The organism is Brachybacterium sp. AOP43-C2-M15 (genome assembly GCF_052446295.1).
In the GTDB taxonomy this organism is placed as follows: Bacteria; Actinomycetota; Actinomycetes; order Actinomycetales; family Dermabacteraceae; genus Brachybacterium.
Window position 1 is genome coordinate 249,267 of the sequence record NZ_JBQSWB010000002.1, and the last position, 18,952, is coordinate 268,218.

Genomic DNA, 18,952 nt, shown 5'->3' on the forward strand with positions numbered 1-18,952 from the left:
AAGCGTGGTGCGAGAGTGCGGCAGAAACATCATCGGCGACCTGCTGCGAGGGGCAGGCTCATCGACACCCGGCCCGGTGGCGCCTCGATGCCCGGGACGAACCCGAGCCCGTGCAGGATCGTCCGCATGGCGCGGTTCTCCGCAGCTGTCTCCGCCGTCAGCACATCGGCCCGTTCCTGTCGTGCCCGGGCGAGCACGGCCCGCATCGCACGGGTGCCCGCTCCGCACCCGCGGGCGGACCTGCCCAGCCAGATCCCGGTCTCGAGGGTGTCAGCGTCGAGCCTGCGCAAGCGGACGGCACCGACGGGGCGGTCCTCCAGCGTCACCGCCCACGTGGCCTCGCCCGCAGGGCCGTCCACTCCGGAGCGAGCACGTCGATGATGCTCCAGGAACCAGCTGATGCGCTCGGGAGTCCAGGCAGGACCCGGGGTCAGCGGGGGCGTCACCTCGTGGGCCGCCGCGTCCTGCACAGCAGTGCGCAGCAGTCGGTCGAGGACCGCCTCGTCGACCTCCCGCAGATGCACGCGCATGGCGTCATCCTCGGGTCTCTGCCCAGGCCTGGCAAACCTGCTTCCCGGGGCGGTGGGATCTGATGGCCCGCTGGTTCCTGGGCCCGCCCGCGTGGAAGGACCTCGAGGCGATCCTCTCGGACCGCCCCGCCGAGCTGGTCTCCCCGCCGATCGTCGTCGAGCACACCGGTCGGCGCGACGAGGACTCCTACCGGCCCGCCCGCACCGTCGACTACGCGGAGCTGCACGCCCACTCCCACTTCAGCTTCCTCGACGGTGCCTCGAGTCCCGAGGACATGGCCGAGCAGGCCGCCCGGCTGGGACTGGGCGCGATCGCTCTGGTGGACCACGACGGGCTGCCCGGGGCGGTGCGCGTGGCCACCGCCGCGGCGCAGGCCGGCATCGCGACCGTGTTCGGGGCCGAGCTGACCCTGGGCCTCGAGCCCGGGGCGAGGACCGCGAACACCACCCCCGTCGTCTCCGCGCCCCGCACCGGCGTCCCCGACCCGGCCGGGGAGCACCTGCTGGTGCTCGTGCGCGACACCGCCGGATACCGGCAGCTCTCGGCCGCCATCGCCCGTGCGCACCTCGACAGCGGGCAGAAGGCCGCGCCGCGCTACCGGCTCGCGGAGCTCTCCCGCCTCGCCGGTGAGGGGCACTGGCTGATCCTCACCGGCTGCCGCAAGGGCGCGGCGACCCGGGCCGCGGCACCGCACCTGGAGTCCGGGGACCTCGAGGCCGCCGCCCAGGCCGCCGCGGAGGCCATCGCCCGCCTGGTGGAGCTGTTCGGCGCCGGCAACGTCGCGGTGGAGCTGGTCGTCGGCGGCGGGGGAGAGGCCGACGAGCTGCACGACGCGCTGGCCCAGGGGGCCCGCCTGGTGCGCGAGTCCCATGGGCTCGATGCGATCTCCCTGCCGCTGGTGGCCACCACCGATGCCCACTACGCCCGCCCCGCGGACAAGCGCCTGGCGGACACCCATGCCGCTCTGCGCGCCGGGCTGCCGCTGTCGCAGGCCGATCCGCACCTGTCCTCGCGGCCCGCGCACCTGCGCAGCGGGGAGGAGATGGCCCAGCTGCTGCCCCGCTACCCCGGGGCGATCGCCCAGGCGGCGAGGCTCGGCCGGGACTGCGCCCTGGACCTGCACCTGCTGGCCCCGGACCTGCCGCCCTTCCCGGTGCCGGCCGGGTACGACGAGGCGAGCTGGCTGGTGGAGCTGGTGGAGATCGAGGGCCGTGAGCGCTACGGGCCGCGCCCTGCCCCCGACCGTCCCGAGCAGGTCCCCGGGGCCTGGGCGCAGATCGACCACGAGCTGACGGTCATCACCGACCTGCACTTCCCGGGCTACTTCCTCATCGTCCACGAGATCATCGACTTCTGCGCGGGGGAGGGAATCCTCGCCCAGGGGCGGGGATCCGCGGCGAACAGTGCCGTCTGCTACGCGCTGGGGATCACGGCGGTCGAGCCCGTCGGCAACCATCTGCTGTTCGAGCGCTTCCTCGCCCCCGAGCGGGACGGCCCGCCGGACATCGACATCGACATCGCCTCGGACCGTCGCGAGGAGGTGATCCAGCACGTCTACGAGCGCTACGGCCGGGAGAACGCCGCCCAGGTCGCCAACGTCATCACCTACCGGGCCAAGCTCGCCGTGCGCGACGCGGCGCGGGCGCTCGGCTACGACACCGGCGCGCAGGACGCCTTCGCCAAGCGGATCGAGCGCTCCTTCTCCTCGCTCGCGGACGCCGACGTCCCCGAGGACGTGGTCGCTCTCGCGCACCGACTGCGCGATGCCCCGCGGCACCTGGGCATCCACTCCGGCGGCATGGTGCTCTGCGACCGGCCGGTGATCGAGGTGTGCCCGGTGCAGTGGGCGGCGATGGCGGACCGCACCGTGCTGCAGTGGGACAAGGACGACTGCGCCGAAGCGGGGCTGGTGAAGTTCGACCTGCTGGGGCTGGGGATGCTCACGGCGCTGGACCATGCGCTGCGGATCGTCGGTGAGCACCACGGCCAGCACTTCGAGCTGCGCACCCTGCCCCAGGAGGACGAGGCGGTCTACGACATGCTGTGCGCGGGGGACAGCGTGGGCGTGTTCCAGGTCGAGTCCCGCGCCCAGATCTCGACCCTGCCGCGGCTGCGGCCGCGCGAGTTCTACGATCTGGTGGTCGAGGTGGCGCTGATCCGTCCCGGCCCCATCCAGGGCGGCAGCGTGCACCCCTACATCCGGCGCCGGAGCAAGGAGGAGGCGGTCACCTTCCTCCACCCGCGGCTGGAGAAGTCCCTGGGCCGCACCCTCGGGATCCCGCTGTTCCAGGAGCAGCTGATGCAGATGGTGGTCGACGTCGCGGACTTCACCCCCGCCCAGGCCGATCAGCTGCGCCGGGCGATGGGCTCCAAGCGCTCCACCCAGAAGATGCTCGAGCTCTCCGACGCCCTGTTCGAGGGGATGGCGAACCACGGCATCACCGGTGAGGACGCCGAGGCGATCCACCGCAAGCTGCTGGCCTTCGCCAACTACGGCTTCCCCGAGTCCCACGCCTACTCCTTCGCGTACCTGGTCTACGCGAGCTCCTACCTGAAGTGCCATTACCCGGCGGCGTTCACGGCGGCCCTGCTGCGCTCCCAGCCGATGGGCTTCTACTCCCCGCAGTCGCTGGTCGCCGACGCCCGCCGGCACGGCGTGCTCACCCGCGGGCCCGATGTGCTGGCGAGCCGTGCCCGCAGCGATCTGGAGACGGATGCGGAGCATCTCGGCTACCGGGTCGATCCGCCCGGTGCGCAGGTGCAGGGCGAGGCCGCGGCCCGCGGGCCCGCGATCCGGCTGGGACTGGACCAGGTGCGCGGCATCAGCACCGAGACCGCGGAGCAGATCGTCGCCGAGCGGGGGCGCGGCGGTGCCTTCGCCTCGGTGCCCGACCTGGCCCGACGGGTGCGGCTGACGGCCCGGCAGCTCGAGGCGCTGGCCACCGCCGGCGCGCTGGACGCCCTGGCCCCCTCGCGCCGGCACGCGCTGTGGTCCGCGGGCGCCGCCGCCCAGGAGTCCCCGGAGACCCTGCCGCATCTCGCCGTGGGGGCCCAGGCCCCGATGCTGCCGGGGATGAGCGACGCCGAGCTCGCGACCGCGGACGCCTGGGCCACCGGCATCACCCTGGACGACCATCCGATGGCGCTGCTGCGCGAACAGCTCGCGGGGGAGGGGGTCCTCTCGATCGCCGGGACCCGAGAGGCGGAGGACTCGAGCCGGCTCCGGGTGGCGGGGGTGATCACCCATCGGCAGCGCCCGGCGACCGCCGGGAACGTCACCTTCCTCAGCCTCGAGGACGAGACCGGGATCCTCAACGTGGTCTGCTCCCAGGGGTTCTGGGTGCGCCACCGGGCCCTGCTGCGGACCGCCCGCGCGGTCGTGCTGCGCGGGATCGTCGAGAACCGCACCGGCGCGGTGAACCTGGTCGCCGACGATGTCGCCGTCCTGGACCTGGCCGCGGCGGGCCGGTCCCGGGACTTCCGCTGAGCCGGGCCGTCCGCCGGGTCAGGCGGTCGCCGGGAGCACCCCCGCGCCCACGTGCTCGGAACGACCGGCCCGGCGCGCGCCGCGCGAGGCGGTGAACGTGAGCACCAGCGAGACCGCGGCCCAGGCCAGGATCGCCAGCAGCGTGCCGGTGGTGCTCACCAGCGTGCCGCCGAGCGCGGCGTGCACGAGGCCCTGGGTGACGAACGACAGCGGCATCAGCGACCCGATCGACTGCAGCAGCTCGGGTGCGGTCTGGACCGGCACGATGCCCACCAGCGTCACCACCTGCAGCACCATCAGCACGATCGAGGCGATGCGGCCGATGCGGGCGCCCAGCAGGGTCAGCAGCGCCTGGTGCAGGGCCGCGAACATGACTGCACCGGCGAGGGACACCAGCCCCACCGCGAGCGGGGAGACGGGCGAGATGCCGATGGCCGTGAGCACGGCGAGCACCGCGACGGTCTGCACCACCGCGATCAGCAGCGCCGGGGCCAGGGAGCGCAGCACCACCTGCCACATGGGCAGCGCCCGGTCCAGCAGGCGCCGCGAGAGCGCGGGCATCAGCAGGAAGGTGCCGAAGGCGCCCATCCACAGCGCGAGCGCGGTGACGAAGGGGAAGGTCGCGGTGTCCGCGCCGTTCGCCTCGTTCTGCCGGTGCGCCTCGGTGCCGACGGGAGAGGCCGCCATCTCGCCCATCCGGGCGCGCTCGTCTTCCGTGTACGAGGGCACGTCGTCGGCGCCCTGGCGCAGCCCGTCGGCCAGCTCGTCGGTGCCCTCGGCGAGCTCGGAGGTGCCCCCGGCCAGCTCCTCGGTGCCGTCCGCGAGCTCGCCGGTCCCGTCGGCGAGCTGCTGGTTGCCGTCGGCCAGCTGGTCGGCGCCGGTGCCGAGCTCGTCGGCCCCGGCGGCGAGCTGATCGGTGCCGTCGGCGAGATCCCCGGCGCCCTCGGCGCTGGCGCGAGTGCCCTGGGCGAGCTCGCGGGAGCCGTCGGCGAGCTGGTCCACGCCGTCGGCGTACTGCACCAGGCCGTCGCGCAGACCGGTGACCCCGACCACCAGCTCCCCGGCACCGTCGGCGCTCTCTCGGGCACCGGTGGCGAGCTGCTCGGCGGAGCCGGTCAGGCCCGGATTGTCCGCGGTGCCGTCCCCGGCGAACGCGGACTCGACGCCCTCGGCGTATGTGACCACACCCTGGGTGCCCTGGACCAGGCCCGGCTGCTCCTCGGTGCCGTTGAGGCCGTCGGCGATCTGCTGGACGCCGTCCGCGGCCGCGGTCGCGCCCTCGCCGACGCCCTGCGCGGTCGCGGCCAGACCCGGGTTCTGGGCGGTGCCGTCGCCGGCCAGCACCCCGTCCACGCCCTCGACGTAGCCGGTCATGCCCTCGGCCTGCTGGCACAGGCCCTGCGCCTCGGGATCGTCGGGATACCGCTCGGCGAGCGCGCAGGCGCTCTGCGCCATGGAGCCGGACAGATCGCTCATACCGGGGTTCTCGAGCGTGCCGTCCCCGTCGACGATGGTCTGCAGCCCTTCGGCGTAGCCGACCACGCCCTCGGCGCCCTGGGCCAGGCCCGGCTGCTCCTCGGTGCCGGCCAGCCCGTCGGCCGCCTGCTGGGCGCCCTCGCCGAGCTCAGCGGTGCCGTCGGCGACGTCACGCGCGGTCGGGACCAGGCCCGGGTTCTCGGCGGAGCCGTCGCCGGAGACCGCGGTGCCGGCCTGCGAGACGCCGTCGGCGAACTGCTCGAGACCGGTGGCGAGCTGGTCGGCCCCGGCCTCGAGGCCGGGGTTCTCGGCGGAGCCGTCGCCCTCGACGCCGTCGGCGAGCAGGCTCACGCCGTCGACCAGCCCGGGCCGGCCCTCGGTGCCGCGCATGCCGTCCTGGAGTCCGACCACTCCGTCGGCGAGGTCCTCGCTGCCGGTGGCCAGGTCGTCGAGGCCGTCGGCGAGGGCCCGGGTGCCGTCGGCGGCCTGCCAGGTGCCGTCGGCGAAGGTCCACACTCCGCCGGAGAACTGGCGGGCGCCCTCGGCGGCCGCGTCGCTGCCCTCGGCGAGCTCGCGGGTGCCGCCGGCGAGGTCCTGCACCCCGTCGTCGAGGTCGGAGGTGCCGCCGGCGAGCTCCTCGGCGCCGTCGGCGGCGTCGGAGAAGCCGTCGCCGAGATCGTTGAAGCCGAGGTAGAGCTGGTCGAGGTACTGCTCGGCCATCTGCCCGCCCATGGTCCCGGCGGAGGCCTCGGCCACCGCGGTGCCCACCAGTGCGTTGATCTGCCCGCTGGCGTCATTGGTGGTGACCTCGAGGATCGCCCGGGTCGCCTCGGGGGTGCCGATGGTGGCCAGGCGCTCGGAGAAGTTCTCCGGGATCACCACGACCGCGGAGTAGGAGCCGTCCTTGAGCCCCTGCTCGGCGTCCTCCTCGCTGGTGAGCTGCCAGTCGAAGCCCGTGGTCTCCGGGGTCTCCTGGTCCTCGACGGTGCCGGGCTGGGTGAGGGCGCCGGCCAGCAGACGGCCGAAGGGCACGCTCTGCACCTCGCCGTCCTCGTCCTCGATCTCGGCACCCTGGTCGAGGTTCACGACCGCGGCGGGCACGGCATCCAGGCGGTCCACCCGGCCGCTGAGCGCCCACATCCCCAGCGCGGCCACCAGCAGTGGCAGCACCAGGACGACGATCAGGGTGCGGGGGTGGGACAGGCGGGTCATACGAGGGCTCCTTCGGGGGTCGAGGCGGCGGAGCGCTGGACGGACAGGGCGAGCAGGCGGCGCGGATCGCGGAGGGTCCGGTGCAGGCGGCGCTCGGCGTCGAGGGGGTGATCGGCGCGGGAGCCGACGATCACCGTGGCCCCGTGCTCGAGCAGGGCGTCGAGTCGTTCGACGAGGGTGTCGTCGACGCTCGCGGCGGCGTGGGCGAGGTCCTCGATCTGCTCGATGACCACCACCGCCCGCTCGAGGCCGTGGCCGTCGATCTCGGCGAGGCGCCGCGCGACCGGCGCGCCGGCGCCGATCCAGTGGGCGCGGCCCTGGATCGCCCCGAGGTCGTCGGGGGCCAGGCGGTCGTGGACGGCGAGGATCCCGGAGCTGGGCGTGAGGCGCCCGGCGACCAGGGCGAGGAAGCTCGCGCGGGCGGCGTCGTCCGGGGCGCGGACCACCAGCAGGGTGCCGGGGACGACGGCGCCGGTGAGCGGGCCGAGGGTGCCGCGCTCCCCGAGCAGCGGGGCGACGGTCTCCTCGAGGCGCAGCGCGTGCGCGCCGTGCTCCTCGGTCCAGTGCCGGTGCTCGAGCACCCCGGCCAGGCCCTCGCCCTCGACGTCGACCGTCGGCAGCAGGCGGGAGAGCCATCCGGGCAGCCACCACGCGTGGCGGTCCAGCAGGGCGAGCACGGCGGGCACGAAGGTCATCCGCACCACGAACGCGTCCACCAGCACGCCGACGGCGAGCGCGACCGCGATCGGCTGCAGCATGAACCAGCCGGAGGTCACGAAGCCTGCGAACACCGAGACCATGATGAGGGCGGCGGCGGTGACCACCGGGGCGTTGGCGGTGAAGCCGCGCTCGATGGCGGCACGGGCGTCGCCGTTGTGCACGAACTCCTCGCGCATGCGGGAGACCAGGAACACCTCGTAGTCCATCGCGAGTCCGAAGAGCACGCCCATCACCATGATCGGCATGAAGGAGACCACCGGGCCGTTGACGTCCACGAACAGCGGGCCGTTGAACCAGCCGTACTCGAACACCATCGCGGTGACGCCGAAGGCGGCGAGCACCGAGAACAGATAGCCCACGGAGGCCTTGAGAGGCACCCAGACGGAGCGGAAGACGAGAGCCAGCAGGATCAGGGAGAGACCGACGACGAACAGGGCGAAGGGCAGCAGCGCGTCGGAGAGCTTGTCCGTGACGTCGATGCCGACGGCGGTGGAGCCGGTGACCGTGAGATCGGAGATGGCCAGCTCGCCCTCCCAGTCCCCGGCGCTCTCGCGCAGCTCCATGACGAGGTCCTTGGTGCTCTGCTCGGTGGGTCCGCCCTCGGGGATCACGACCACCACGGCCATGTCCGCGCCCTGGTTGGGGGTCGCGATCTGGATCTCCTTGACGTGGTCGAGCTCGGAGATGTCGTCCTCGAGCTGCTCGACGACGCCGAGAGGATCGGTGGTGTTGATGATGTCGGCGGTGACCAGCAGGGGACCGTTGTAGCCGGGGCCGAACTCCTCCGCGACCAGGTCGTAGGTGTCGCGGGCGGCGGTGCCCTGCGGTTCGGTGCCGAGGTCCGGGAGCGCGAGCTCGAGGTCCTTGATGGGGATCGCCAGGGCGCCGACGCCGAGGATCACGACGAGGATGGTCAGGGCGGGCACCTTGGTGACCAGGCGCACCCAGGCGCGGCCGAAGCTCCGCCGGGGACGCGCCGCCGGGTCGGGCTCCGGCAGGGCACCGCCGTTCTCGGCCATCAGGCGGCGGGTGCGCCGGGGGCGCAGCCGCTCGCCGAGGATGCCCATGATCGCCGGGAGCATGGTCAGCGCCACCACCACGGCGAGCGCGACCGTCGCGGCGGCGGCGACGCCCATCACCGTGAGGAACGGGATCCCCGTGATGAACAGCCCCACCAGGGCGACGATAACGGTCATGCCGGCGAAGATCACCGCGCTGCCGGAGGTCGCCACGGAGGTGCCGATCGACTCGTGCACGTCCTCGCCGCGGCTGAGCTGGTCTCGATGCCGCGAGAGGATGAACAGGGCGTAGTCGATCCCGACGGCGAGGCCCAGCATGGCTCCGAGCGCGGTGGTGACCGAGGGGACGTCCAGCCCGGCGGAGAGCGCCACCAGCGCCAGCATCGAGACGCCGACGCCGACGATCGCGGTGACGATCGGGATGATCGCGGGCAGCAGGGAGCGGAACACGATCGTGAGGATGATCAGGGCGAGGACGATGCCGACGACCTCGCCGGCGCCGAAGGGCACCTCGGAGCTCTGCAGCACCTGGCCGCCGATGTTCGCCTCCAGGGAGGAGGTGTCGGCGTCCTCGACCAGCGCGGTGATCTCCTCGACGGACTCGGCGGGGAACTCGCCGACCTGACCGTCCATCTGGAACTGGGCGATGATCGCGGTGCCGTCGTCACTGCGGGTGCCGGGGGAGACGTCGTCGAAGGGGGAGGCGGAGGCCGCGACGCCCTCGACCTCGCCGATCTCGTCCATCAGCGCGTCGATCTCGTCCTGGTGCTCCTCGACGGGGGAGCCGTCCTGGGTGACCAGGACCACCTGTCCCGAGGTGCCGCCCATCTCGGGGAACCGGTTGGCGAGCGTGTCGATGCCGCGCTGTCCCTCGGTGCCGGGGATCTCGATGTCCGTGGAGAAGGTGCCGCCGAGCCCGACGGCGAGCGCGCCGACGATCACCAGCAGGGCGATCCAGGCTCCGACGGCCTTCCAGCGCAGGGCGGCCATCAGACGGCCGAGACGGTACAGGGACGAGGACACGCGACCTCCTGGGCGAGCTCGGACACGGGCGACGGACGGTCCCGCTCGAGACGCCCACGCATTGGATACACGTATGTATCGGTGAGATACTATCGGGTGCGACGCAGCGCCTTCAACGATGTCGGAGTGCGTGAGACACCACACCCGCAGGAACCGTGCACGACGAGGAGCCATGACCGATCTGTTCGAACCGCTGCCCGAGTCCGCGGGCACCCGGCGCAGGGAGAACACCCGCACCAAGCTCGTGCGGGCCTCCCTCGACGTCTTCGTCGAGAAGGGGATCGACGGCGCCACGGTCGACGACCTGGTCACGGCGGCCGGCTTCACCCGGGGCGCCTTCTACTCGAGCTTCTCCACCAAGGAGGAGGTGTTCACCGCCCTCTTCGACGAGGTCACCGCCGAGCTGATCGCGATCGCGAACAGCTCGGTCGCGTCCGCCGTCGCCGAGTCGTGCACGCGCGAGCAGAGCCTCATCACCGGCATCGACGACGGGGGAGTGATGCTCGCGGTGTTCGAGGGGATCCGCCCCTTCGGTCGGCAGTGGTACCTGCTCTACTCCGACGCGATCGCCCGCTCCCTGCGCGACGAGCGCATGCGCGCCGAGCTGGCCGTGCAGCGCGAGCGCCTGCGGGACCAGATCGGGGCGCTGCTCTCGACCCGCCTGGAGGCCACCGGCGCCCGCGCGCTGCTGCCGCCGGAGGATCTCGCCCAGCTGCTCATGGGCATCTTCATCGACCTCATGCTGCGCGAGCAGATGGAGCAGCGTGACGTCACCGAGCTCGCCGCCACCACGATCCTGGGCACCCTGCGCGCGTTCATCGAGCCGCACCCGGACGAGCCGCGCCCGGACGCGGAGGAGCACGACTCCTCGGCCTGAGTCGCGGGGATCGGCACGGGGGTCGGCGCGGGGGCGGGTGCGGCCCGTCCGATTCGTCGCGACACGCCGGGTTCCCGGCACGGAGTGCTCGCGGCGGGCAGGCCGCGTACGGTGGTCGCGGTGTGACGCTCGTCGCACCCCGCTTCCCCTCTTCCCCAGGAGACGCCATGTCCCCCTACCGTCCCCGTCATCTGGCGCCGGCCACCGGCGCCTCCGGACCCCCTCGTCCCACCGCGTCGTCCGGCGCCTCCCGTCGCTCCGTGCTGCGCGGGGGCGTGCTGGGCGCCGCCGCGCTCGGCACCGGGACCGCCGCCCTCGCCGCCCCGGCCGCGAACGCCGCCGGCATCTACGGCCAGGACGTCTCCGGCTGGCAGGGCGAGGTCGACTGGGCCGCCCAGGTCGAGCTCGGCTCCCGCTTCGCCTACGTCAAGGCCACCGAGGGCCGGACCTTCCGCAGCAGCGACTTCGACCACCAGTACCTCGGCGCGGGCGCCGCAGGGCTGGCGCGCGGCGGCTACCACTTCGCCCGGCCCGACTCGGGCGGTCCCGAGGAGCAGGTGGACTTCTTCCTCGACAACGGCGGGGGCTGGAGCGATGACGGCATCACCCTGCCGGGGATGCTCGACCTCGAGGGCTACAGCGGCATCCCGCGCGACTACGGCCTCAGCCAGCAGGAGATGCGCGAGTGGATCAGCGCCTTCTCCGTGCGCTACCGCGACCAGACCGGCCGCCGTCCCGTGCTCTACACCAACCTGCACTGGTGGAACGACGTGGTGGGGGACTGGACGCCGACGAACTCCCCGCTGTTCCTGGCCTCCTACAGCTCCTCGGCTCCCACCACCCTGCCGGGCCGCTGGTGGGCCTGGGAGATGTGGCAGTACTCGGACTCCGGCCCCTTCGCCGGCGACTCGAACGTGTTCCACGGCAGCGAGGACCAGTTCGCGAGCTTCGTGAGCGACGTCGACTACTCCGCGATCGGCATCTGAGGCCCTCCACCCCTCACCTGCCCTGCAGCACCGGCCGGACCGGGACCGCATGGTCCGGGTCCGGTCCGCTGTGTACCCTTCCCCGGTGACCGCAGAACAGAACACCCCCACCCTCTCCGTCCCACCGTCTGGAAGCCCGGCCGGCGCCGTCTACGCCGACCGGGGAAGCTCTCACTTCGACATCCTCCTCGCCGCCATGGTCACCGTGGTCGTGCTCTCCGGGATCGGCGCCGCCAAGGGCGTCAGCTTCGGGACGATCCCCGGCATCGGCTTCGAGATCATCACCGACGGCGGCTTCTTCCTCTTCCCCCTCGCCTACGTGCTGGGCGACATCATCACCGAGCTCTACGGCGCCCGCAGCGCCCGCCGCGCGATCACCACCTCCTTCGCCGTGAGCATCCTCGCCTCGATCAGCTACCAGGTGATCATCGCGCTGCCGCCGTTCCCCGACGACTACGGCCTGGCCAAGCAGGAGGCCCTCGAGCTCGCGCTCGGACCGGTCTGGATCGTGGTGCTCGCAGGCCTCGCGGGATTCCTCGTCGGCCAGAGCCTGAACTCGTTCGTCGTCACCCGCATGAAGCAGCGGATGGGGGAGCGGGGCCTGATCGCCCGGCTCTTCACCTCCAGCGGACTCGGCGAGCTGGTGGACACCATCATCTTCTGCTCGATCGCCTCCGTCGCGATCGGCATCACCTCGATCGAGCAGTGGGCCGAGTACACGATCCTCGGAGTGCTGTACAAGGTGCTGGTCCAGTACGCGATGATCCCTGTGACCTCCGCCGTGATCCGCTGGCTGAAGCGCACCGATCCCACGTACCAGGCGCGCCTCGCGGGCCGCTGACCGCCCGGCTCCCGCCGACGGGCTCCTGACGGGCTCCCGCTGCGACCTCGGTCGGCGTCCGCTCCGACGAACGTCGGGCGGGTGCCGACCGCTTCGGCGATGTGCCGTGCGGCACCCGGCGAGCAGAGTGGTCCCATGACGACGACGAACCGGACCCCGACCCCTCCTCCGACTCCTCCTCCGACCCCCCGGTCTCCTTCGCCGACCGTTCCCGCCGCGGACGGCTCCGTCGCCGCCCCGTCGGCCCGGCCGCACCCCGCATCCCGTCCCTCCGGTCTCGACGAGAGCCGCCCCTTCGGCGCCCATCTGCGGATGCGCTGGTGGAAGCCGCTGGTGATCATCCCGGTGCTGTTCATCGTGATGTTCGTGGGGCAGATCGCGCTCACCATCGGCGTGGTCGTGATCGAGGCCGCCGCCTTCGGGCGCGATCCGATGGACATGACCCTGTCGCCGCTGATGATGGCGGCGCTGAACCTGAGCCTCGCGGTGATGGGTCCGCTGGCGGTGCTGCTCACCGCGCTCATCGCCCGGGTGCCGTGGCGCTCCCTGATCGCCGCCCCGCGACGGACGAGCTGGCGCCGCCTCGGCGCGTACGCCGGCTCCTTCGCGGGGCTGATCGCCATCGCGCTGGGACTCTCCGCCCTGATCGCGCCGAGCTCCGTGGGCCTGACGAGCTTCGCCCTGACCGGCACCACCGTCGGCCTGCTGGTGGTCGTTCTGCTGACCACGCCGTTCCAGGCGGCGGGCGAGGAGCTGATGTTCCGCGGCGCACTGATGCCGGTGCTCGCCTCGTGGGTCCGGGCGGTCAAGCCCGCGCTGGTCCTGGGCATGATCGGCTCGAGCATCCTGTTCGGCCTCGTGCACATGTCCGTGGACCCGTGGCTGCTGAGCTACTACATCGTCTTCGGTCTCTCGATGGCGGCGATGGCACTGATCAGCAAGGGCCTCGAAGCGCCGATCGCCTTCCACGTCGCGAACAACGTCATCCTGATGGCGGTCGGAGCGCTGTTCGCCGGCGGCGGGGGCCTGGAGATCGACCGCTCGGTGGGGATGGGCGGGCCGTTCATGCTCGTGTTCATCGCCGTGGACCTCGCGGCCGTGGCCCTGGTGTGGCTGTACGAGCGTCGTCGCCGTCCCTAGGATGGACGGATCGAGCCGGGCGGGATCCTCTGGTCCCGCCCGTTTCGACGTCTGCACCCCTGAAAGGACATCTCGTGGCTCCCGCCGCCGACGACTTCCCCCGCGAGGACCATCCCACGGAGCCGGCCACCTCCACCGGCCCGACCCCCACCTCCACCGGCTCGATCCCGACCATCACCGGCTCGATCCCCACCATCACCGGCGCGATCCCCGTGCTCGAGGACTCCGCCGACCACGACCTCGCGCACCTTCCCGACGAGGAGCAGCTGCGCCGCTCGCGCGGGAAGGTCACCGCGATGGTGATCGTCGTGCTCACCACTCTCAGCGCCATCGGCCCGCTCGCGACCGACATGTACATCCCCGCCTTCCCCGAGGTCGCGGGGGAGCTGTCCACGACGGCCTCGCGGATGCAGCTGACCATCACCGCGTTCTTCCTCGGCACCGCGAGCGGGCAGGTCGTGGCCGGTCCACTCTCGGACCGGATCGGTCGCCGGGGCCCGCTGGTGATCGGCATCGTGCTGTGCCTGCTGGCCTCGATCGGCTGCGCCCTCGCGCCGAACGTCGAGATGCTGCTGGTGCTGCGAGTGCTCCAGGGGATCGGCGGCGGCTTCGGAATGGTGCTGGGCCGCGCCGTGCTCATCGACATGACCGACGGTCCCGAGCTGTTCCGGATCATGAACATCATGCAGGGCGTGGGCGGAGTCGCACCGATCGTCGCCCCGCTGCTGGGCGGGCTGATCCTGCTGGTCGGCCAGTGGCGCGAGATCTTCTTCGTCATCGCCGGGATGTCGCTGATCTCCCTTGTGGGCGTGCTCTTCCTGATCCCCGAGTCGCTGCCCGCCTCGAGGCGGCACTCCGGCGGTTTCCGGACCTTCCTGCGCAACGTCCGCATCCTGCTGCGCCGACGGATCTTCGTGGCCTACATGCTGGTCAACGCGTTCTCGGCGTTCGCCCTGATGGCGTACGTCTCCGCGTCCTCCTTCGTGGTCCAGGAGATGCTCGGCTTCAGCTCCACCGAGTACTCGATCAGCTTCGCGATCAACTCGATGGGCATGATGGCGCTCTCGCTGCTCTCGGCCCGCCTGACCCGCACCATCCACCCGCGCCGGCTCATCCGGGTGGGACTGATCGTGGTCTCCCTGGCGAGCTTCTCTCTGCTCATCGGCAGTCTGTTCCTGGACACGCCGGCCTGGATCGTGCTGCCCGCGTTCTTCTTCACGGTCGCCCCGCAGGGGATGATCTTCGGCAACGGCGGGGCGCTGGCCTCGGACCAGGCCCGTGAGTTCGCGGGCACCGGCTCGGCGATGCTGGGTCTGGGGTTCTCCTTCGCGGCCTCGATCGCCGCGCCCCTGGTGGGGATCGCCGGCACCCACTCCTCGCTGCCGATGGCGATCGCGATGGTGTGCGGCGTGCTGATCTCCGGGGCGTTCTTCGTGCTCGCGGGCCGGGGGAGCGGCGGCGACACCGATCGCCTCCCGGGCACGTCCTGAGGCGTCGGGCTTGGTATCGTGCCGCGATGATCCTGCCCGAGGTGCGAGACCCCGCCCTGGTGACCATCCGCCGGGGGTGGCACCCTGAGCGACGGGCACCACCGGCTGCTCGCCCTCTGGGCCGCCGACTGCGCCGAGCACGTGCTCGGACTGTTCGCGTCCGAGCGGCCCGAGGATCGACGGCCCCGGACGGCCGTCGACGCTGTGCGCGCCTGGGCGCGCGGCGAGATGCCGATGATGCGGGCCCGCGCCCTCGGCGGCCACGCCATGGGCGCCGCGCGGCCTCTGCAGGGCGCCGCCCGGTGGGCGGCCTACGCCGCCGGACAGGCCGCCTGCGTGGGACACGTCGCCGAGCACGACCTGGGAGCCGCCGCCTATGCGCTCAAAGCGGTGCGCAGTGCCCACGGAGACGATGCTCTGCGACGCGAGCGGACGTGGCAGCGCGACCGGCTGCCGGCGGACGTGCGGGAGCTGGTCCTCGAGGACCAGGGGAGACGCGACCCGATCTGCTGGTCGGTGTTCTCTCTGTAGGCGTCCCGTCGGGCGGCGCGGAGTTCCCGATACTCGGCGATGAGGCCTGTGACCTGCAGCGATGATGCATTCATGCAGGTCACGGCGGCTCGGTGGTGCACACGGGGGAGTCGCGTCGGAGCCTGAGGAGGGTCGTCCCGGGAGTCCCGCGCGGCCGTGGCGAGGATCCCGGCGGACGCCGACGTCCAGCGCAGCGAGGGCGACGCGTGGCGTGAAGAGCAGATCGCCGGAACGGTCGGTGCGTCGAGACGGTCGGCACGAGTGCGGGCCCGCGCGACCCGAGGCGCGATGACTGCTGACGACGCGGACGACTCCGGATGACGCACGGGCGGCGATCACCGCGAGCAGAGACAGCCCGGTCGAGCTCCTGGAGGCGTCCTGCACAGTCCGCCGATAATGCACGTTATGTAAAGTGGAAGTGGAGCCCGCCGAGCCGTCGCCGTCCGGCGCTCCTCCCCCTCGTGCCTCTCCCTCGACGCTCGGGCTCGGCGAGCGGCCGTCGGTCGGGACTGCTCACCACGGCTCACACCGCCGCGACGACGCCCTCTCCGCCGTCCCAGGTCGCCACCAGGCGCACGGCGCCGTCGAGATCGCCCAGCGTGCGCGCAATGGTGAACGGCGTGCCGGACAGCAGATCCTCGTCCGTCGGCGCCTGCTCGCCCTCATCGGTCTCGAGGCGCAGCACGACGGTCTGCGGTCGCATCCCCGCTGGGGCGCCGTCTCGCTCGACGATCTGCAGCTCGGCCTGCTCCTGCTGCCCGCAGAGCGCTCGGAGGAAGCAGTCCAGGGCGAGATCGTCGTTCAGGCCGTCGTAGACGAAGCGCTCCCCGAGCACCGAGTGCTGCATCGTGGTGAGCAGATGCTCCTCCGCGTCCGGGAGCGGTGCCGGGCGATAGGTCAGCGGCAGGTGGTAGACCGTCTCGCCGACACGGGCCAGATGGCATTCGACGCCGACCTCGCCGTCCGGGTCGTCGAAGCGGTACGCCCCCAGGAGCTCGGGCTCCCCCGCCTCTCCCCACGACCGATCGGCCAGGAACGCGCGCAGGATCTCGGGCTTGGTCGGGCGGAGCTCGGCCCGGTGGATGATCGCCATGGGCCCTACGGTATCCCGGGCCGGGTGACGGCGTCCTCTCCGCGTCGGAGGTCCACGGCCACCGGTCCGTCGCCCAGCGGGGAGAACCGCAGCACCCGCTCGCCCGGGTGCAGTCTGTCGTCGCGCACGTACAGCGCGTGCAGGGCCTGCTCGGCGTCCTTGTCCCCCGCGTCCGCGGCGATCAGCTGCTCGGCGACCTCGTCGAGCAGCGCGAGCAGATCCTCGCTCATCTCCTCCTCGGGCGCAGGGATCGCTCCCCAGCCGTCCCACAGCAGCAGCTCGTCCCCGTAGCGATGGGCGAGCTCCCAGAAGACCTCCGTCAGGACGAAGGCGTCGCCGCTGAGCTCATGGTCCGGGGCCACTCCGTAGGAGGCGGCGTCCAGCTCTCCGGCGCGCAGCGCGCGGTACGCCTCGGCCGCTGTCGTGAACGGGGCGCCCGGGCCGACCTCCAGATCCCAGGGGTCCGGGAGCAGCCCCGATTCGGGCGCCACCTCCGGGTCGAAACGTCGCCAGCGCTCGCCGTCGTGGAGCTCGGCGACCACGTGGTCGCTGTGCCAGCCGGGGACGAAGTAGTCGGCGAAGCCCACCCTGCTGCGGGCGGGGATCCCCTGCCCCCGCAGGATGCTCACCGACAGCAGCGTGTGATCGCGGCAGCAGCCCTGCAGCCGCGCCTCCGTCGCGCGCGGATCCTGGAGGGATCGTCCCGGATGGCGCTCCTGGTCCACGGAGAGCATCTCCTCGACCCAGCGCAGATTGATGTCATCACGGCTGCTCACAGGCATGTTCACCCCCTCGGCGCGATAGTGCGCGAGGAGGTTGCGCACCACGGGGCCGATCGCTTCGGGAGACGGCGCGACGTCCTCCAGGAGCTCCGCGTGCCTCCCCGGATCGCTGAACGGGGTGTGCCGGGTCCAGTCCGCAGGGACGGGCGGGGTCGAGAGCGTCATCGCCATGACGACAGTATGGCCTCGCCGCTCCCCCGTGTCAGCCGCTCCCCCCGTGTCAGCTGCCTCCCCGCGATCGGCCGATCCGCTCGAGCAGCGTGCCCAGGTGGCCGATGCACTCCGCCTCGCCGGCCTCCAGGGGGACCCCGGGCGTGCGCAGGAGGACGCCGCGGACGCCGGCGGCGCGGGCCGCCTTGAGGTCCCCGGGGCGATCGCCGACGGCGAGGCACTCCCCCGGCGTCAGGGCGTGCCGCGCCAGGAGCTCCCGGATCATCTCCGGGTCGGGTTTGCGCGCGAAGCCGTCCGGAGCGCAGATCATGTCGTCGAACGGCAGGGCGAGCGCCTCGAGCAGCTCCGTCGCGCTCTCCCGGTCCCGATGGGTCGCCACCAGGTTCAGCGCGCCGGTCGTGCGGACCGCCGCGAGCACCTCGCGGGCACCGGCCATCACCGGCGGGGGCCGTCGCCGCCACTGCCGCTTCGTGGACTCGTAGGCCTCGCGCAGGTGCGGTGCGGGCACGCCGTGCCGCCCGGCGAGCGTGTCGATCGCCAGCGAGCTGGAGCGGCGTGTCAGCTGCGCCACCTCGTGGAGCAGCTCCGGAGCCGGGCGCGGGCTGATCGCCGCGGCGAGGGCGCGGTCGACGTCCGGATAGGTGTCCACCAGGGTGCCGCCGAGGTCCCAGATCACTGCGCGCATACCGGCAGTGTGACAGGCGGGCCGACAGGGCGCGGACCGATTCGTCGGCCGGTGCACCACGGGTGTTGACTGTGGCCGTGCCCCTGCTCGACCAGCTGCTGCAGCTCTCCGCGCTCACGCTCGTGCTGCTGATCGCCGCCGCCTTCGTGGCCGGATGGGTCGACGCGGTCGTGGGGGGCGGCGGACTGATCCAGCTGCCGGCGCTGCTGACCTCGCTGCCGGCCGAGGCCTCGACCGGCGCGGTGCTGGGGACGAACAAGGTGGCCTCCGCCGCGGGCACTGCCGTGTCCTCCTGGACCTACGTGCGACGGATCGCGCCGGTCGCCGCGACCGCCGTGCCCCTGGTGCTGTGCGCCCTGGCCGGCAGCGCGGCCGGGGCGGGCCTGGCCACCTTCGTGCCCCGCCCCTGGCTCTCCCCCGTCGTGCTGGTCGCCCTGCTCGGGGTCGGCGCCTACACGCTGCTGAGGCCCGCGATGGGACTGGTGCACGACCCCCGCCACCGCGGTCGGGCGCACGTGCTGCGCTCGGGCGGGATCGGTCTGGTGGTCGGCCTCTACGACGGGATGCTCGGCCCCGGGACGGGCACCTTCTTCATCATCGCGATGGTCGCGCTGCTCGGCTACGGCTTCCTCGAGGCGAGCGTCCACGCCAAGCTCGCGAACCTCACCACCAACATCGGGGCGCTGCTGGTGTTCGGGCTGCAGGGCGAGGTGTGGTGGCTCCTGGGCGCCGCGATGGCGGTGGCCAACGTGCTCGGGGGCTTCCTCGGGGCGCGCCTCGCCCTCCGCCTCGGCTCCCGCTTCGTCAGGGTGGTCTTCCTCGTGGTCACCGGTGCCCTCGCCCTCCGCCTCGCGGCGGACACCGTGGCGCTGCTCACGTGAGAGCGGT

General features: G+C 72.6%; 14 protein-coding genes. 8 read left to right on the plus strand and 6 right to left on the minus strand.

Features of this window, described 5'->3' with window-relative positions; all coding sequences use genetic code 11:
• Positions 1–29: 29 nt before the first annotated feature.
• Positions 30–530 carry a GNAT family N-acetyltransferase gene (locus ACT3SP_RS03150; protein ID WP_444585777.1) on the minus strand — a complete coding sequence of 167 codons (501 nt, stop codon included), beginning with the start codon at positions 528–530 and terminating at the stop codon, positions 30–32.
• 62 nt (positions 531–592) lie between these two features.
• Between ACT3SP_RS03150 and ACT3SP_RS03155 the strand changes: the two genes are divergently transcribed.
• On the plus strand, positions 593–4,018 hold the full coding sequence (locus ACT3SP_RS03155) for an error-prone DNA polymerase (protein WP_444585778.1): 3,426 nt from the start codon (positions 593–595) through the stop codon (positions 4,016–4,018).
• 18 nt (positions 4,019–4,036) lie between these two features.
• Here the strand turns inward: ACT3SP_RS03155 and ACT3SP_RS03160 are convergent, their stop codons facing one another.
• Together ACT3SP_RS03160 and ACT3SP_RS03165 are read right to left on the minus strand one after the other, a co-directional pair.
• Entirely contained in the window at positions 4,037–6,706 is a 2,670-nt protein-coding gene (locus tag ACT3SP_RS03160; protein WP_444585779.1) for a YhgE/Pip family protein, read from the minus strand.
• Positions 6,703–9,468, minus strand: coding sequence for an MMPL family transporter (locus ACT3SP_RS03165; RefSeq protein ID WP_444585780.1), 2,766 nt, complete (start codon positions 9,466–9,468; stop codon positions 6,703–6,705). Before ACT3SP_RS03165 ends, ACT3SP_RS03160 begins: the two co-directional genes overlap by 4 nt.
• A 172-nt stretch (positions 9,469–9,640) precedes the next feature.
• Here ACT3SP_RS03165 and ACT3SP_RS03170 point away from each other — a divergent pair, with 172 nt between their 5' ends.
• The 6 genes from ACT3SP_RS03170 to ACT3SP_RS03195 all read left to right on the plus strand — a co-directional run bounded on the left by ACT3SP_RS03170 (position 9,641) and on the right by ACT3SP_RS03195 (position 15,333).
• Positions 9,641–10,345: a TetR/AcrR family transcriptional regulator gene (locus ACT3SP_RS03170; RefSeq protein WP_444585781.1), complete on the plus strand. Its 705-nt coding sequence runs from the start codon at positions 9,641–9,643 to the stop codon at positions 10,343–10,345.
• Between the two features lie 167 nt (positions 10,346–10,512).
• A complete protein-coding gene (locus ACT3SP_RS03175) occupies positions 10,513–11,331 on the plus strand; it encodes a GH25 family lysozyme (protein WP_444585782.1) in 819 nt (272 codons plus the stop codon).
• An 85-nt stretch (positions 11,332–11,416) separates the two neighbouring features.
• A complete protein-coding gene (locus tag ACT3SP_RS03180; RefSeq protein ID WP_444585783.1) occupies positions 11,417–12,172 on the plus strand; it encodes a queuosine precursor transporter in 756 nt (251 codons plus the stop codon).
• 312 nt (positions 12,173–12,484) lie between these two features.
• Complete coding sequence (locus ACT3SP_RS03185) at positions 12,485–13,312, plus strand: CPBP family intramembrane glutamic endopeptidase (protein ID WP_444585784.1); 828 nt, start codon at positions 12,485–12,487, stop codon at positions 13,310–13,312.
• Between the two features lie 74 nt (positions 13,313–13,386).
• Positions 13,387–14,802 (plus strand): multidrug effflux MFS transporter, encoded by a 1,416-nt coding sequence (locus tag ACT3SP_RS03190; RefSeq protein WP_444585785.1) that lies wholly within the window; start codon positions 13,387–13,389, stop codon positions 14,800–14,802.
• Between the two features lie 141 nt (positions 14,803–14,943).
• Entirely contained in the window at positions 14,944–15,333 is a 390-nt protein-coding gene (locus ACT3SP_RS03195) for a putative immunity protein (RefSeq protein ID WP_444585786.1), read from the plus strand.
• A 523-nt stretch (positions 15,334–15,856) separates the two neighbouring features.
• On the opposite strand, the gene ACT3SP_RS03200 is transcribed toward ACT3SP_RS03195, so the two are convergent.
• The 3 genes from ACT3SP_RS03200 to ACT3SP_RS03210 are packed head-to-tail and all read right to left on the minus strand — an operon-like array spanning position 15,857 to position 18,064.
• Positions 15,857–16,426, minus strand: a complete 570-nt coding sequence (locus ACT3SP_RS03200) for a maltokinase N-terminal cap-like domain-containing protein (RefSeq protein WP_444585787.1) — start codon at positions 16,424–16,426, stop codon at positions 15,857–15,859.
• A 5-nt stretch (positions 16,427–16,431) separates the two neighbouring features.
• On the minus strand, positions 16,432–17,379 hold the full coding sequence (locus ACT3SP_RS03205; RefSeq protein ID WP_444585788.1) for a transglutaminase-like domain-containing protein: 948 nt from the start codon (positions 17,377–17,379) through the stop codon (positions 16,432–16,434).
• 49 nt (positions 17,380–17,428) lie between these two features.
• Positions 17,429–18,064 (minus strand): HAD family hydrolase, encoded by a 636-nt coding sequence (locus tag ACT3SP_RS03210; protein WP_444585789.1) that lies wholly within the window; start codon positions 18,062–18,064, stop codon positions 17,429–17,431.
• A gap of 77 nt (positions 18,065–18,141) precedes the next feature.
• Here ACT3SP_RS03210 and ACT3SP_RS03215 point away from each other — a divergent pair, with 77 nt between their 5' ends.
• On the plus strand, positions 18,142–18,945 hold the full coding sequence (locus tag ACT3SP_RS03215; protein WP_444585790.1) for a TSUP family transporter: 804 nt from the start codon (positions 18,142–18,144) through the stop codon (positions 18,943–18,945).
• Positions 18,946–18,952: the final 7 nt, after the last annotated feature.

Excerpts from the sequence above, each read along its gene's own strand:
- ACT3SP_RS03150 (WP_444585777.1), bottom strand. The coding sequence starts at position 530 with ATGCGCGTGCATCTGCGGGAGGTCGACGAGGCGGTCCTCGACCGACTG.
- ACT3SP_RS03155 (WP_444585778.1), top strand. The coding sequence starts at position 593 with ATGGCCCGCTGGTTCCTGGGCCCGCCCGCGTGGAAGGACCTCGAGGCG.
- ACT3SP_RS03160 (WP_444585779.1), bottom strand. The coding sequence starts at position 6,706 with ATGACCCGCCTGTCCCACCCCCGCACCCTGATCGTCGTCCTGGTGCTG.
- ACT3SP_RS03170 (WP_444585781.1), top strand. The coding sequence starts at position 9,641 with ATGACCGATCTGTTCGAACCGCTGCCCGAGTCCGCGGGCACCCGGCGC.
- ACT3SP_RS03175 (WP_444585782.1), top strand. The coding sequence starts at position 10,513 with ATGTCCCCCTACCGTCCCCGTCATCTGGCGCCGGCCACCGGCGCCTCC.
- ACT3SP_RS03185 (WP_444585784.1), top strand. The coding sequence starts at position 12,485 with ATGCGCTGGTGGAAGCCGCTGGTGATCATCCCGGTGCTGTTCATCGTG.
- ACT3SP_RS03200 (WP_444585787.1), bottom strand. The coding sequence starts at position 16,426 with ATGGCGATCATCCACCGGGCCGAGCTCCGCCCGACCAAGCCCGAGATC.
- ACT3SP_RS03205 (WP_444585788.1), bottom strand. The coding sequence starts at position 17,379 with ATGGCGATGACGCTCTCGACCCCGCCCGTCCCTGCGGACTGGACCCGG.
- ACT3SP_RS03210 (WP_444585789.1), bottom strand. The coding sequence starts at position 18,064 with ATGCGCGCAGTGATCTGGGACCTCGGCGGCACCCTGGTGGACACCTAT.